The sequence below is a fragment of the Fervidicoccaceae archaeon genome (assembly GCA_038878695.1).
Classification (GTDB): domain Archaea; phylum Thermoproteota; class Thermoprotei_A; order Sulfolobales; family Fervidicoccaceae; genus JAVZVD01.
Window position 1 is genome coordinate 78,979 of the sequence record JAVZVD010000002.1, and the last position, 13,254, is coordinate 92,232.

The window sequence follows — 13,254 nt, forward strand, 5'->3', positions numbered from 1 at the left end:
GGAGCGCGCCTAGGCGGAGAGGCGTGGCTCCGTGGAGGACCAACGCAGCGCGAGCTCCGACGAGTTCTCCGAGATAAGGAGAGCGCTCGCGGAGCTCGCGGGGAGCTCGTGGCCTCTGATCTCGAGACACGCGCTCTCGAGACTCAGGAGAGCTCGCCTGCTCCACGCGAGAGCCGCCTGGAGAGTAGAGGTCATCGAGGGGGAGCTCAGGAGCTCTCTGCTCTCTCAGCGTCTCCTCGGGGCGAGGAGGAGAAGAGAGGAGGTCCTCAGATTCGTCAGGATCTCGAGCCGTAGATTGAAATGCACGTGTGAAGACGCGATTTTCACGGCGTCCATAGCTGAGAGAAGGCTCCCTCGAGCGGCCGAGGCGGCGGGCCTCTCGATAGAGATCCCGAGCGGAGCGCTAGCTGGTTACTGCCTCTGCAAACACGTGATCTCGGAGTTGGCCAGAGCGCTGAGGCGCGGCCTGGTGAAGCTCGAGGGCGAGACGCTCGAGACGCTCGCCGTGGCTCTCCTAGCACTCTCGCTCAGATGCGTCGGCGGGGAGGAGGTCGCGAGCGGCATGAGGGGTCTTCTGTCGAGAGGGCTGAGAACGCTGGTCTCGAGAGGGGAGGTCAGGCTCCTCAATTGATGCAGCCCACGGTCTTCAGGTGCTCTCGCACTACGTGAGAGAGAGAGTCCTCGTCGACGGGCCCGGGGATCCTCATCGCCATCCTCCCGTCGACGAACAAGACCGTCTGAGGAACCGATAACACCATCATCTGTTGCGCGATCAGGGGGGCCTCGGCGGCGTTCACCCTGACGAAGGCCGCCCTGCCCTTATATTCCGAAGCCACTCTCGCGAAGACCGGCTCGAAGAAGTAACAGTAGGGGCAGTCGGGCGTGTAGAACGTGACGACAACTACTCTGCATCCCCTCAGGATCCTCCTGAGCTCGCTGGAGCGGGTCGCCTCTATGACGGTCGGCCCGAGAAGCCCCGGAGAGCAGCACTGCTCCTCCAGCTCCTCGAGCTCTCTCGGGGGGCCCGAGAAGGTCTCGCGCGCGAGCCTCTCGAGCAGCTCCTCGAGCTCCCGATCTACGTGCTCGCTCAACCCGCACACCAGCGCTAATGTCACGTAGGGGCTAAGCGAGTTATAAGGCTCTCGGGCTCACCCTCTCCCCGGTGGCTCGATAATGAGCAGCGAAATAGATATCGAGGCGTTCTCGAAGATAGACCTGCGCGTGGGGCTTGTAGAGAGCGCCGAGAGAGTCGAGGGGACCAAGCTCATCAGGCTCACGGTGTACCTCGGCGAGGAGCTCGGGAGGAGGCAGGTCGTGGCTGGGATAGGAGAGTATTACTCGCCCGAGCAACTCGTTGGCAGAAAGGTGATAGTCGTGGCTAACTTGAGACCCAAGAAAATACGCGGGCTCGTCAGCCAGGGCATGATATTGGCCGCGGGGTGTGGCCAAGGCGAGAGGCCCGTGGTGCTCGTGCCAGAGAACGAGGCCGCGGCCAGGCCGGGCTCCAAGGTCTGTTGAGCTCTCGCTGGCATCTCCTCCGCGACTCGCGCCTACGCCCTCGGGTTCCCGCCTCGGCGCGGAAATCGTCGAGACCTCGTCGCCGCTAACGATGAAAAACACTTCACAACCCCTGCTCCCGGATCTCGGCGACTTTATCGCCCCGGGCCTCAACTCGCCCTCTATCCCTTCCTCAGCGGAGCGGCGGCTCTCATCCGAAGCCGCGCAGACGACAGCAAACCCTTCGCGCGGGCCTCCTCGTCGTATCCACCGAGAAGCTATCACTGCGCGTCGAGGGGCTTCGAGCCTCACGCCATAGCCAACTCTCTTGATCGCTTCGACCGCCTCTCGGCTTCAGCCTCGAGGGGTCGCAGCGAACTCCGTCCTCCCCGGTCGCGGGCTCACCGAGGCCTCGGCTCCCGCCTTGCGTAGGCTCAGCCTCGCGCGAGGGCGCACGACGCGTGGTACGTTCCCTTAGCTCAATGAATCTCCCCTCGACCTCAGCAGCATCAGTGCCTCGCTGCCCTTTCTCATCGCGTACTTCTCCGGGCTCTCCTCTCAAAATTCTCGTTTGTAAACGCTCGAGCAAAAGCGGTGGACTCCGCCTCGTACACGGTGTTGTGCGGAGCCCTCGAGGCGTCGGCCTCCATGCCGCAGAAAGGATCGATCTCGACCAAGATCTTTCCTCTCTCGAAGAGCTTCAGCGAGCTTTCATATCTCTGTTATCGCGGTCGAGCCTCAGCTCAGCAGAGAACCCGTGAGAGCTGCGTAGAGGACGACGTAGAGCCGGAGAGCGTAGGAGAGCGAACGAGGCCCCTATTCCTCTCCTGCGCGCGAGCAGCCCGAGGATCAGGCCCGCGACCAAAGCCGCCAGCACCAACGTGACGAGGCCCGAGACGAGGTGGACGAGGGCATAGGGGAGCAGGGAGATCCATCGCGGCGATCCGAGGCGAGAGACGATGCGCTTCCTCTGGAGAATCCCCCGCTAATAGATTTCCTCAGCGACCCCCACCACCGGGGCGAGGATCATCTTCGCCGCCGAGCCGGCGAATCTGCCGTAGACCGACTCCGCTTGCCGCCCGAGACCGAGCTCTCTCAACATGAGCGCCCCATCAACGAAGGCCGAATGGAGGATGGCAGACGATGCGAGGGCCTCCAGCGCGTCGCGAGCGTCGAGTCTGAGCGCGGCAAGCGAGCCGCAGATAGCGGGTAGAGCAGGACCCCCGCGGCGCAGAGGATTGACGAGGCCGCGGCCATGGATGCGAGCACGCCGCATTCTCCGCGGAAGGCCCAATACAATAAGGGCCAGGAGGCGATCAGGAGCGACGGAGCCCGAACCGTCTCTCAACTTACCACGACCTCCAGCGCCCCCCTATCGGCCGCCTCTCGGATCTCCCTCGCGATCCTCCTGCCGACGCTCATGGGCTCGTCCCAGTAGAGCCACGAGTAGGGGCTTCCGGCGACGTAGAGATTGGTCCCGGCTACGATCCTGCCCGAGAACTCGAAGACAACGATTTCGAGCTCGTCAGTTATCACGGACTCGAGGCAGAAGGGCCCCACGATCCCGGAGGGATCGAGAGCCCTCGTGGCCTCGACGAATCTTCTCCCATACTCCACAACGATCGGCAGCAAGCTCTCTCTCAGGGTGAGAGGCACGTTTCCGACCACGACGAACGAGGGCTCGATGCCCTCGGCGAGAGAGGGAGGAAGCCTCCTCAGCCCATCGAGATTGGCTTCGTACCTTATATCGGCTCCCGTGAGCTCGAGCCTGCCCCTGACGACGCTTCTGAAGAAGTGGAAGAAGGCGGGGACCCCCACCACGTACTCCTGGATGAGGGCCTCCGAGGCGTCCCTCAGCAGCCCCTCCTCGACCGCTCTCCTCAGCCCCTCCTCGACCTCGGCTCTCGATCTGGCCAAGAAGTATCCTCTCCCGCCCTTGGCGCCGGGCATCTTGACTATCGCTGGCCTCTCCAACTCCTCGCCCATCTCGTAGATCCTCGGGATCGGTATGCCGGCCGAACTGAGGAGCTCCATCTTCCTCCTCTGCTCGGCCTCGACTCTGAAGAGGGGCCTCAGCCCGAATAGCGGGACCTCGAGCTGCTCGGCGCAGCTGAGGCCCACGTACTCGACGAAGCTGCCGTGAGGTATCACGATCGCGTTGAGCTCTCTGAGCCTCCTCTCCACCTCCTCGTCGCAGAGAGAGCTCCAGGAGCTCACCTCCACGAACTCGTCGATCAAGTGGCCGAACTCCGCGTAGAAGCTCAGCCTATCGCGGGGCCCCACCACGATCGTCCCGAGGCCCTCCTTCTTCGCTCCGTGGGCTATCTGGAGGGCCGTGTGGCTCGCTAGAGTGGCCACGGAGAGCCTCTTCGCGTCGTACCTCGAGACCATTTCCGAGACCTCTTTGCGCGAGATCACGTGGCCGGCCCCCGCGGCTCTGAGGCGCGCCGGCTTTTTTATCCGCGAGCCCCCGACAAGCAGAGCTCGGTGCGTCGCCTCGCCCAGATTCAAGGCCAGGAGCCTCCTAGAGGGCTACGAGCGCGCCGGCCTGAGCGTGGCGGCGATAGCTAGCCACTCGGCCCTCGACGTATTCGACGGAGCCAAGGATGAGGGCCTCAAGACCATCGCGATATGTCAGCGAGGCAGAGAGAAGACCTACTTCAGGTTCAAGAGAGTCGTGGACCACCACGTGGTCCTCGACAAGTTCTCCGACATCGTGAGGAGAGACGTCGTCGAGGAGCTGAGGAGGCGCAGCGCGATCGTGGTACCGAACAGGAGCATGGCGGTCTACGTGGGCTACGACGCGATAGAATCTTCCCTTCCAGTCCCGGTCTTCGGCAACAGGTACCTCCTCAGATGGGAGGAGAGGTCCGGCGAGAAGAACTACTACAGGCTCCTGGACGAGGCGGGGGTCAGGAGGCCTAGGGTCTTCTCCTCGATCGAGGAGATCGACGTGCCGGTCATCGTCAAGATGCCACACGCCAGGAGACGCGTCGAGAGAGGTTTCTTCGTTGCCCTCGACTCCGACGACCTGAAGAGGAGGCTGAGCAAACTCGAGGAGGCCGGGATCGTCAGGCGCGAGGACCTGGCGAGGGCCTCAATCGAAGAGCTGGTCCTCGGGGCTCACTTCAACGTCAACTACTTCGTCAGCGTCGCCAGGGGAGAGGTCGAGCTCTTGAGCGTCGATAGGAGGATCCAGACGAGCCTCGACGGGCTTCTGAGGCTCCCGGCAGACGTGCAGCTCAGGGTCTCCGAGGTCCTCGGCGTCGAGATGGTGGAGATAGGCCACGAGGCCGCCACCGTGAGAGAGAGCGCATTGGAGAGGCTCTTCGAGGTGGGAGACAGAGTGGTCGAGGCGGCCGAGAGGCTCGAGCCCCCGGGCATATTGGGACCCTTCACGCTTCAGCTCGCGATAACGCCCGATCTCGACGTCGTCGTCTTCGACGTAGCGCTGAGGATAGGCGGGGGGACCAACGTCTACATGGGCCTTGGGAGCCAGTACAGCAAACTGTACTTTGGGAGGCCCCTGAGCCTGGGCAGGAGAATAGCGCTCGAGATAAGAGAGTGCGCCGAGATAGGCTGCCTCGAGGAGATAATCACTTGAGCGAAGACGAGGAGAGGAGGAAGAGGTACAAAGTCGGTCACGGCCCTCCTCTCGAGGAGGGGAGGCTGCCGGAGCCCGAGCCGATGAGTCCTCTGAGGTCTCTCAAGAGACTGGCGAGGAGACTGCTTGAGGGGCTCTGGTGAGACTGCTCGAGCGTTCGCTCATCGAGCCGCGACTCTGACCGTCGCGCTCTCGGGCGGGCTGAGCCTATCCTTCGCCGGGCTGTCCCCGGCTACGAGGAGCGCTAAGTTCCTCGCGATCGACGACGCGAAGCCCTCCTCCCTCCTGTCGAGCCTCGCGGAGCACTCCTCGCAGAGGCCGAAGAGCACGAGCTCCGACCCCTCGAACTCTCTCCTCGAGAGCCTATAGGGGATGAACTCGTAGGCTCGTGCCGCGAGAGTTCTCTTGACCCGGTCCGAGAAGAGCTCGATGGCGTATCTCGAGTCAAGCTCCGAGGCTCTAGCCGCGAGGAGGCGGAACTCGCTCTCCTCCATCAGGGGCCTCAGGCAACCGGGGCAGAGCCTGACGAACGTTAGGGTCACGGCCATGCTCTCGCGCGACCTCTCAGTCCGCTCGGAGGTGCATTTTTAAATATTTCGCCGTGCTCGGGACGCTCCGAGGGTCAGCCCACTCGAGCCCACCAGAGCTCTCTGCCGTCCTCCCCTCTAACGAAGACCAGCAGGCCGTCGATGTACTCGAGCCTGTCGCCTGGCTCTAACGGAGCGAAGGGCAGAGGGAGAGGCTGTGACTCCGGGAGCCCCGTCGAGGGATTCAGGGGCTCGACCGCTCCTCCTCGAGCAGCGAGCCACAGCAGCTCGGCTCCCCACGCCAGCCCCACCGGTCTCCCGCTCGGCAACGGCGGGCCCTCCGAGAAGCTGCTCGAGGAGAAATCGAAGATCATGAGGAGGGAGGAGTTCGTTGCGCTATCGACCACGGTGAAGTAGGCGACATCGTCGGAGGAGGCCGACGCCGCGTAGAGCTCGTAGCCGGGGGGCCCAGAGGCCGCGAGGCCGGTCGGCAAATAGCCCGAGGAAAGAAGGCTCGTCGCGTTGAAGACGCAGTACCTATCGCCGTGGACCAGCACGAGCAATCTCGAGCTCCTCGAGGCCTCTAGGAGGGGGGGATAGGCGTAGCCGACGGAGCCCCCGGGGCAGACCCCCAATAGGCTCCACTCCGCGGGCGACGAGAGAAGCGACTTATACACGCTCACATTTCCGCTGGACGCGTCGTAAACGGCCGCGTACGCGAATGAGCCTAGCAGAGCCAAATCGCTTCTCGCGCCAGGCGGAGAAGCGCCTGGGGGCAGCGCCGCGGATAGGAGCGGGCTCACCGAGACCGAGGCCCCGGCCGCGTCTACTCGATATATGTCCACCTCGTCGCCGGCGGCGATCGCCAGCACGCTAGTCGGCGGACCCGGGACGAGGACTTTGAGGGAGGAGGTGAGAGAGTCCACGCTCAGCACGAAGGGGGCGCTGCTCGAGGCACTCAGCCTCAGCTTGACGAGGCCCGACGCATCCACGTAGCTCTCGACCTTCCAGAGCTCGCTGAGCACGTCGAGAGCTCCGCGCGACGAGGCGACGATTTCGTAGGTCCCCGAGGCCCAGTTGTAGACTTCTAAGACGAGAGAGACGTCGCTCTCGTTGGCTTGAGCGAGGGCGTCAACGAGGAGAGACTTCCAGGCCAGGGCCCCGCTCACGTCGAGCGAGACCTCGGCCTCTACCACCGCGTCGGAGAGCTCGAAGAAGAGCCCGAAGACGTCGCCTCCTCTCACCAGCCCGGTATACTTGGCCAATAGAGTCGTGCCGTTGTAGACGGACAGCGTGGCGTTGGTCAGCTCGAGGCTCAGGCCCGCCGGGTTGGGGAATATCGGCACCACGTGGCCCCTCAAGCCCTCGTCGTAGGTCCCGCTGAATGTCGCGTTGGGCGTCGAGAGGATCACGCTGAGGCTGCTGCTCGTCCCGAGAACGTAGACGTACAGGGGGCTTCGGCCGAGCGACAGACCCACGTAGTCGAACGTCGTCCTGGCCGGCCGATAATTCGCCAGGCCTACGTACGACGGCTCGACGCTGGGAGCGCTCGCCGAGACCTCGGCTAGGAGCGCTCCGCTCGAGCTCAGAGCCAGGCCTCTGTAGGACCTGGCCCCGAGGTCTATCTCGGCCACAAGCACGTAGAATTCGCCAACGGCGAAGTTGTAGGCGGTGGAGTTGAGCTCCCTCCACCCTCTCGCTGGCTCGTAGATCCGAGCGGCGATCTTATCGGACATCGGCGAGATGGAGAGCTCGACGAGCCCGGGCCGGCCCCCGGGGCTCAGGTCCGTGGCGTTCAACACAACGAGGCCGTGATAGTCCTGGTTGTTATCAGCGCGCAGCTTGATCACGAAGAAAATCTTGCCCGTGAGATTCGCCGGCGCGGGCGCGCCGTAGGCCGTCGTATTGACCAACGCGACGTGCTCGTCGGTCGGCGGCGCCCTAGCGCTGCTAGTCTCTTGGACCGTCCGCTGCGGTGGGGTCCAACTCCACGAGCCGCTCAACCTGACCAGGCGGCTCGCGGGGAGGGGGTTCGATGAGAAATCGTCGTAGATCACCAGGCTCGAGTCGATGATGCGCAGACCGAACCCTGCGATTTTCGAGGACGCGACCAGCGCCGCGCCGTCTCTCCTCTGCACGGCCCCCGCGTCGCCGTAGCTCCCGTCCGCGCGGACCGAGATCACGTTCCCGCTCCTGACCTCCTCCGTGGGCAGCTCGACTTCGCCGCCCCACGTCACTAGCGGCGAAGAATACTGCCTGGGGAGGAGCTCTAGCGCCCACGGCGAAATCGATGGAAGCGGAGGAGCGAGAGGAGCCTCTTTGAGGCGGACCACGGCCGAGGCCAGCTCGCCCGCCGCGACCCCGACGAAGACCAGAGAGGGCTTGACCGGGGAGCTGGCGCTGAGGCGCAGCTCCCCGCCGGGCGGCAGGGGGCTCGAGGGGCTCGAGGCCACGATTGCGCTCCCATTCGGATAGACCAGGATCAGGCCCAGGACCTCGACCGGCTCCTTGTACGAGCTGCGCAAGACAGCCTCGACGAGCCTCCCCGACACGTCATACCTCCACTCGCCCTCTATCGCCATCTCGAGGATGCGGGCCTCGGCGACTCTAGCGAGTCTGTACTCTTGCTCTTGGTGCACTCTCAGCGATCCCCAGTAGAGCAGAGCGGACGCCGCCACGAAGAGGGAAATCATCAACGCTATTATCACGGTCGCAATGACTCCGCTGACCCCCCGAGCTCTCGAGGTCATCGAGGTAGCACCTCCGCCAGGACCGCCGCTTTGTGGCCAGCCCTCGTGACTATGAGCACCTCGACCGCGTCGCCGGGCTTCAGCCCCGCCAGGACCTCGGGGGGAGCGATCACGGTGAAGTTGACTAAGCTGAGCTGCGGCAGCTCGGCCGGGTAGGAGGACGGCGCGCCGTTGACGAGGGCGAACCCCGCCTGGGGCCCGTAGACCATTGTGCCGTCGACGTACACCGAGGCTATAGCTAAATGGCCTCTGCCCACCGCTACGAGCAACTCAATGGAGCGCAGCTCGGGCCTCACGACGGCTCTGGCCACGGACGGCAGAGCCTCGCTCGAGAGGAGCTCGGCCGACGCCACTCGGCTCTCCACCAGCATTCTCGACGAGCTCAGCTGGCCCGAGTAAGCCAAGTAAATGAGGCCCCCCATCGCTAGCACCACGCCGGCCAACATGACCGCGGCCGCTATCTCCGAGACCGCGCGCCCCGAGCTGCGCATCGGCTCGCAGTCCTCGCCCGAGAGCTCCGGCCCCGTAATATTTAACCGCGCAGGCCGGATGCCCCTCGCGGGCCGCTCGATCGCTCGGGGCGAGGCGCGCGGCGTGCCGAAGAAGGTAGTCAGGAGGCCGAAGAGTCCCGACGAGGAGCTGCCTCTCGAGCTCCACCTAGAGGAACTGGCCGAGAGGCTCAAGAGGAGCATAATAGCCTTCCTCTTAGCCTTCGTCGTGATAACCTTCATCCCGATAAGTCTCGAGTACTCCTACGTCCCCCTCGTCGCGGTGGCGGCCAGGGAGATGGTCGAGTACGTCCTCCCCAAGACGGTCACGTGGATGGGGAGGACGTACAACGTGACCCTGATATACGTCGGGGCCTTCGAGGGCTTCGCCGTCCTACTCTACGTCAGCCTGCTCTTCGCGCTCATAGTTTCCTCCCCCTACATAGGCTACCAGGTCTACGCCTTCATCGAGCCGGCGCTCTACCCTCACGAGAAGGCTGCCGCGAAGAGGGGCATAGCGGCCGGCCTGGGCTTATTCGTCTTCGGGGTCCTCCTCGGCTACTTCGTCATATGTCCCCTGACGCTGAGGATCATGCTGCTGCTCCAGGCGGTACCTCTGCCAGAGGGGAGCGCGATAGTAGGCATGACCGTGAACAACCTCCTGAGCTTCATAATCAAGCTCTGTCTCACCACTGGGGCGTCCTTCCTCGTCCCCCTCGCGGTCTACTACTTGATCGCCTTCGAGGTGCTCGACTACTCGAAGTTCGAGGGCTTCAACGCGAGGCTCGCCTTCGTCGTCATAATGTTAATAGCGGCTCTCATAACTCCGGACCCCAGCGGACTCACCATGCTAATACTCGCTCTGCCCTACTACGCTCTCTTCGTCGCGGGAGTCAAGCTCGGTAAGAGGAGGGTGCTGGCCAAGAGGGCTCAGCGGAGGCCCAGTTCGTCGAGCAAGCGGAGAGACCACGCGACGACTATGGGCGCGTAGCCCGTCTCGACCGAGATCCTCTCGCACGCCTCCCACGGGCTATCGTCGTAGAGCTCCGCGAGCTCCGGCCTCTCCTCCGCTAGGAACCTCGCCACCTCCTCGTCGCGCGGCAGCAACCGGAGCCTCCTCGAGGAGGCCCTGGCTCTCATCTCCTCTATCAGCCTCTCCGCGCTCCTCCTCCTCAGGGCCTCCAGGGCCCTCCTCAGCTCTCCCCTCTCGCTCCTCGAGGCGATGAGAGCCTCCAGCTCGACCGCGCGCTCCTCGACCCTCCTCGCGCTCTCCGCGACCTCTCTCAGAGTTCTCGGCTCTCCCCACAGCCTGGCGAGCTCCTCGATAGCCGAGAGAAGCCTCGCGCTCCTCGGCCGATCGCGCCGCTCAAAGAGCACGGGGACTCCGCTCGGAACGCTTTTCGGCTCCGTTCCTAGGAAAGGCACGCGGCCTCCTTTTTAGAGATGCCCCACCAGGGTCGTCGCGAGGCGAGAGACGTGCGGAGAGGAGAGCTGGTCAGGCTCGCGATGCCGGCCGCCTTGGCGGGGCTCCTCGCCCTGGCGGCTGTCGTCGCGACCGTGGCTCTGGCCAGCGACGGAGACGAGATCTATGGCGTAGCTCGCTGCCCCTTCCACTGCGGCGTCGGCTGGAAGCAGGGAGGCCCGATGTGGAATAAGGCCAAGTGGACGCCCCCGCTCAAAATAGGGCCCAAGCTCGAGGTGAGCGAGGACTTCAAAGCAGCGGCTCTGAGCGTGGCTGCCAGTGACCCCGACGTCGAGGCCCTCATCGGCTCGGGCTATAACGTCACCAACGTCATCCCCCTGATCAAGGTCGTGGTTTACGGAGACGGCAGCGTGCAGCTCAAGGCGACGCAGGCTCTCGTGGTCCTCGTCAAGGCCGGCGAGGGCAAAGCCACCGCGCTGGTAGACCTGGAGAATAAGACGGTCGTTCAGCTGAGCGTGTGCAAGCTGAGGACGGCGCCCGAGGGGAGGGGCGCGAGCGGGGCCTGAGCCCCGAGCGAGGCGCGAGCTCTAACTCGATCTTTTTCCTCTCCTCGTCGAGCTCAACGGCACGGGGTTCATATCTAGTTTGAGCCTCGGGCGGCTCGGGGCACCGCTCTCATCACCACCCGGGGCTTTGAGGAGGAGGTCGAAGCGCGCGACGACATTCCCATGCCAATGGTTCACCGCCGGTACCGCGGGTCCCCATCCTCGAGCTGTTACTGTACTTTCTCGCTGTAAAAATCATACCCAGCGCTTCTAATAGCCCTAACAATATCCCTTAAACTAGTAACTCTAAAGTCGTAGGATACAGCAGCCTCATTAGAGGTTACGCTAATCTGAGCTAGAAAAAGCCTTAACATCCCCAACGGCTTTCTCAATAGTTAAGATATACGTAGCACAATGCATACCAATAATTTTCAGCTTCTCAGTATAATGTTAGAGTTATCTGAGATCACATACTCCACGCTATAACGATAAAGTTGAAAACGACCTAGTACCCGTGGCGCATATCACCTGGTAGTGAAGCGTAAGTGTGAAATAGTATGGGTGAAATAGTATGGGTGACCCGTTTCCCGCCCTGGGCTTCTCTAGGACTAGTTACGCCTCTACCCCGAGCTTCACCGGGCTATTAGCCACTCCACCGTGGAGGCCGTGGGCATCCTCTACGCTCCCCAGGCTCATCTTAGGTGAGCGAGCTACGGCTCTGTTAGAGGTCTGCTTAATGGTTCTCCTCGTCGCCTTCGCGGCGTGGCTCTTCGAGGCCTATTTGAGTTGGTTTGCGCTCCGGGCGTGGTGCTTTAAGGCTCTTTGGGTGCCAATGATTCTGCTTGCCATCGTCTTGCCAAAGAGGGATTTCGGAGCCTACGGCTTCTCGCCCGAGAATCCGCGCTTCACGTTGAAGTGGAGCCTGGTGTTCGTGGCGGTCTTCATTCTACCCGCGGCAGCCTCAATTGCGCTATCAGAGGCTCTGGGCGCGGCTAGGCAAGCCGAGCTATCGCCGTTGGGCATCGTCTCGGAAACGGTCTTCCTCATGATCTTCGTCGGTCTAATCGAGGAGGCCTACTTCAGGGGTTACGCGCAGTCTAGACTCAATGAGGTCTTCGAAAAGCGCTGGCGGAGGCTCGTCTTCAAGGCTTGGAAGGTCAATTATGGAGTGAGCTTGCCTCTGACCTCCGTGATCTTCGCTCTGTTACACGTGGTTAATTACTGGAACCCGATCACGTCGAGATGGGAGCCAACTTGGTGGATGCCCGTGCACATCCTAGGGTGCTTCGCCTTCGGGTGCGTAGCCGGAGCCTTGAGAGAGGCTTCGGGCGACGTTTACGTCCCAGCCTCTCTGCACGGAGGCGCGATGACCGCTTACACGTTCCTATCAATCTACGCGAACGAATTAGCGTTAAACGTCGGCCTCTTCATCAGCTGGTTCTTCTTCTTCCTCTCCCTAGCCCGCTTCTTCCAAGAGGCCGAGAGGCTCAAGCGCCCAGCCGCCAGCCCGGGGCCGTCGGCGATAACTCGTTGGTATTAGAAATTAGAAGAAAAGTAGATGGAACAAGTCAAATCGGCGACATAATTGATACACCCACGTTACAACGAGAGGAATTGGCGACGTAGTAGCGGGCGAAGGTTGCCGGCGTAGACGAGGTCGCCGAGAAGTGGAACGCTAAGTCGGCGGATCTCAAACAGAGGCGAGATCGTCGAGGTCCACCCAAACCCCCTAGCGTTGGGAGAGGTCGAGGTAGCTAATTGCAATCTTTCCGCAAAAGTCCTTTGATCTCAATAACTTCTCGGACAAGAGCTAACTCTAGTAAATGTAAACAGAAACAATGCTGCTCGTAAACATTTCCTCGAAACATCGGGGAGAAAGCAGCCCCACATCGCCGCTGACTTGAGCTCGATGAGCGCTCTCCCGTCGCCTCGTCGCTCCAACGATGGGTCGTACGTTCCCCCGCGTATCCTCGGCCTGCGCTCGACGAGGAGGCGAGGAGAGGGCGGCCGGGCGAGGGCTCCCCTCATCTCTCGGCTCGAAGCGCGCGAGCTCTGAGCTCTCGGTCGGTCTCTCGGTCGGTGCACCGACTCGACGCCGGAGCGCCCCCGGCCGGGTCCCCCGATGGAGGGGAGGAGTGTGGTTAAGCGCGGATTAACTTGAAGGCTAGGCAATTTAACCCGGTCTCACCTCGAAATGTTTGACGAACCTCTCAAGCTATAGTGAGAAATATTCTACATCTCCACTATAGAGTCACCGCGAGATCTTGTCGAGGTTCTAGAGAGAGGTTCTCATCGTATGATAGCTCCGGAGCAATGAGCTCGAGCACTTGCCCCGCTCCGAGCCCCCGCCGGGACCAGGAGAGGGGAACTGGGGAGCTATATCTAGAGCCTCGTTGAGTCGAGCCCACCGAGAGCAAAGA

At 62.7% G+C, this 13,254-nt stretch carries 14 protein-coding genes; 7 read left to right on the forward strand and 7 right to left on the reverse strand.

Features of this window, described 5'->3' with window-relative positions; genetic code table 11:
- Positions 1-31 precede the first annotated feature (31 nt).
- On the forward strand, positions 32-631 hold the full coding sequence (locus QXU97_03775) for a hypothetical protein (GenBank protein ID MEM4035712.1): 600 nt from the start codon (positions 32-34) through the stop codon (positions 629-631).
- Here QXU97_03775 and QXU97_03780 read toward each other — a convergent pair.
- Positions 624-1,100, reverse strand: coding sequence for a thioredoxin family protein (locus QXU97_03780; GenBank protein MEM4035713.1), 477 nt, complete (start codon positions 1,098-1,100; stop codon positions 624-626). The genes QXU97_03775 and QXU97_03780 overlap by 8 nt on opposite strands.
- A gap of 73 nt (positions 1,101-1,173) precedes the next feature.
- On the opposite strand from QXU97_03780, the gene metG reads away from it, so the two are divergent.
- A complete protein-coding gene (gene metG, locus QXU97_03785) occupies positions 1,174-1,518 on the forward strand; it encodes a methionine--tRNA ligase subunit beta (protein ID MEM4035714.1) in 345 nt (114 codons plus the stop codon).
- A 964-nt stretch (positions 1,519-2,482) separates the two neighbouring features.
- On the opposite strand, the gene QXU97_03790 is transcribed toward metG, so the two are convergent.
- Both QXU97_03790 and QXU97_03795 read right to left on the reverse strand, forming a co-directional pair.
- Positions 2,483-2,845: a hypothetical protein gene (locus QXU97_03790; GenBank protein ID MEM4035715.1), complete on the reverse strand. Its 363-nt coding sequence runs from the start codon at positions 2,843-2,845 to the stop codon at positions 2,483-2,485.
- Positions 2,842-3,888 (reverse strand): formate--phosphoribosylaminoimidazolecarboxamide ligase, encoded by a 1,047-nt coding sequence (locus tag QXU97_03795; GenBank protein ID MEM4035716.1) that lies wholly within the window; start codon positions 3,886-3,888, stop codon positions 2,842-2,844. Before QXU97_03795 ends, QXU97_03790 begins: the two co-directional genes overlap by 4 nt.
- Between QXU97_03795 and QXU97_03800 the strand changes: the two genes are divergently transcribed.
- On the forward strand, positions 3,833-5,101 hold the full coding sequence (locus QXU97_03800) for a formate--phosphoribosylaminoimidazolecarboxamide ligase family protein (GenBank protein ID MEM4035717.1): 1,269 nt from the start codon (positions 3,833-3,835) through the stop codon (positions 5,099-5,101). The genes QXU97_03795 and QXU97_03800 overlap by 56 nt on opposite strands.
- Positions 5,098-5,244, forward strand: a complete 147-nt coding sequence (locus tag QXU97_03805; GenBank protein ID MEM4035718.1) for a hypothetical protein — start codon at positions 5,098-5,100, stop codon at positions 5,242-5,244. Before QXU97_03800 ends, QXU97_03805 begins: the two co-directional genes overlap by 4 nt.
- An 18-nt stretch (positions 5,245-5,262) precedes the next feature.
- Here the strand turns inward: QXU97_03805 and QXU97_03810 are convergent, their stop codons facing one another.
- From QXU97_03810 to QXU97_03820, 3 genes are all read right to left on the reverse strand, one after another.
- Positions 5,263-5,649: a hypothetical protein gene (locus QXU97_03810; GenBank protein ID MEM4035719.1), complete on the reverse strand. Its 387-nt coding sequence runs from the start codon at positions 5,647-5,649 to the stop codon at positions 5,263-5,265.
- Positions 5,650-5,723: 74 nt separating this feature from the next.
- A complete protein-coding gene (locus QXU97_03815) occupies positions 5,724-8,378 on the reverse strand; it encodes a hypothetical protein (protein MEM4035720.1) in 2,655 nt (884 codons plus the stop codon).
- On the reverse strand, positions 8,375-8,869 hold the full coding sequence (locus QXU97_03820; protein ID MEM4035721.1) for a hypothetical protein: 495 nt from the start codon (positions 8,867-8,869) through the stop codon (positions 8,375-8,377). The genes QXU97_03815 and QXU97_03820 overlap by 4 nt, the downstream gene beginning before the upstream one ends.
- A 103-nt stretch (positions 8,870-8,972) precedes the next feature.
- On the opposite strand from QXU97_03820, the gene QXU97_03825 reads away from it, so the two are divergent.
- Positions 8,973-9,857 (forward strand): twin-arginine translocase subunit TatC, encoded by an 885-nt coding sequence (locus QXU97_03825; protein ID MEM4035722.1) that lies wholly within the window; start codon positions 8,973-8,975, stop codon positions 9,855-9,857.
- Here the strand turns inward: QXU97_03825 and QXU97_03830 are convergent.
- Complete coding sequence (locus QXU97_03830; GenBank protein ID MEM4035723.1) at positions 9,797-10,291, reverse strand: hypothetical protein; 495 nt, start codon at positions 10,289-10,291, stop codon at positions 9,797-9,799. The genes QXU97_03825 and QXU97_03830 overlap by 61 nt on opposite strands.
- A 51-nt stretch (positions 10,292-10,342) precedes the next feature.
- On the opposite strand from QXU97_03830, the gene QXU97_03835 reads away from it, so the two are divergent.
- Both QXU97_03835 and QXU97_03840 read left to right on the forward strand, forming a co-directional pair.
- Complete coding sequence (locus QXU97_03835; protein MEM4035724.1) at positions 10,343-10,855, forward strand: hypothetical protein; 513 nt, start codon at positions 10,343-10,345, stop codon at positions 10,853-10,855.
- A 550-nt stretch (positions 10,856-11,405) separates the two neighbouring features.
- Positions 11,406-12,374 carry a CPBP family intramembrane glutamic endopeptidase gene (locus QXU97_03840; GenBank protein MEM4035725.1) on the forward strand — a complete coding sequence of 323 codons (969 nt, stop codon included), beginning with the start codon at positions 11,406-11,408 and terminating at the stop codon, positions 12,372-12,374.
- Positions 12,375-13,254: the final 880 nt, after the last annotated feature.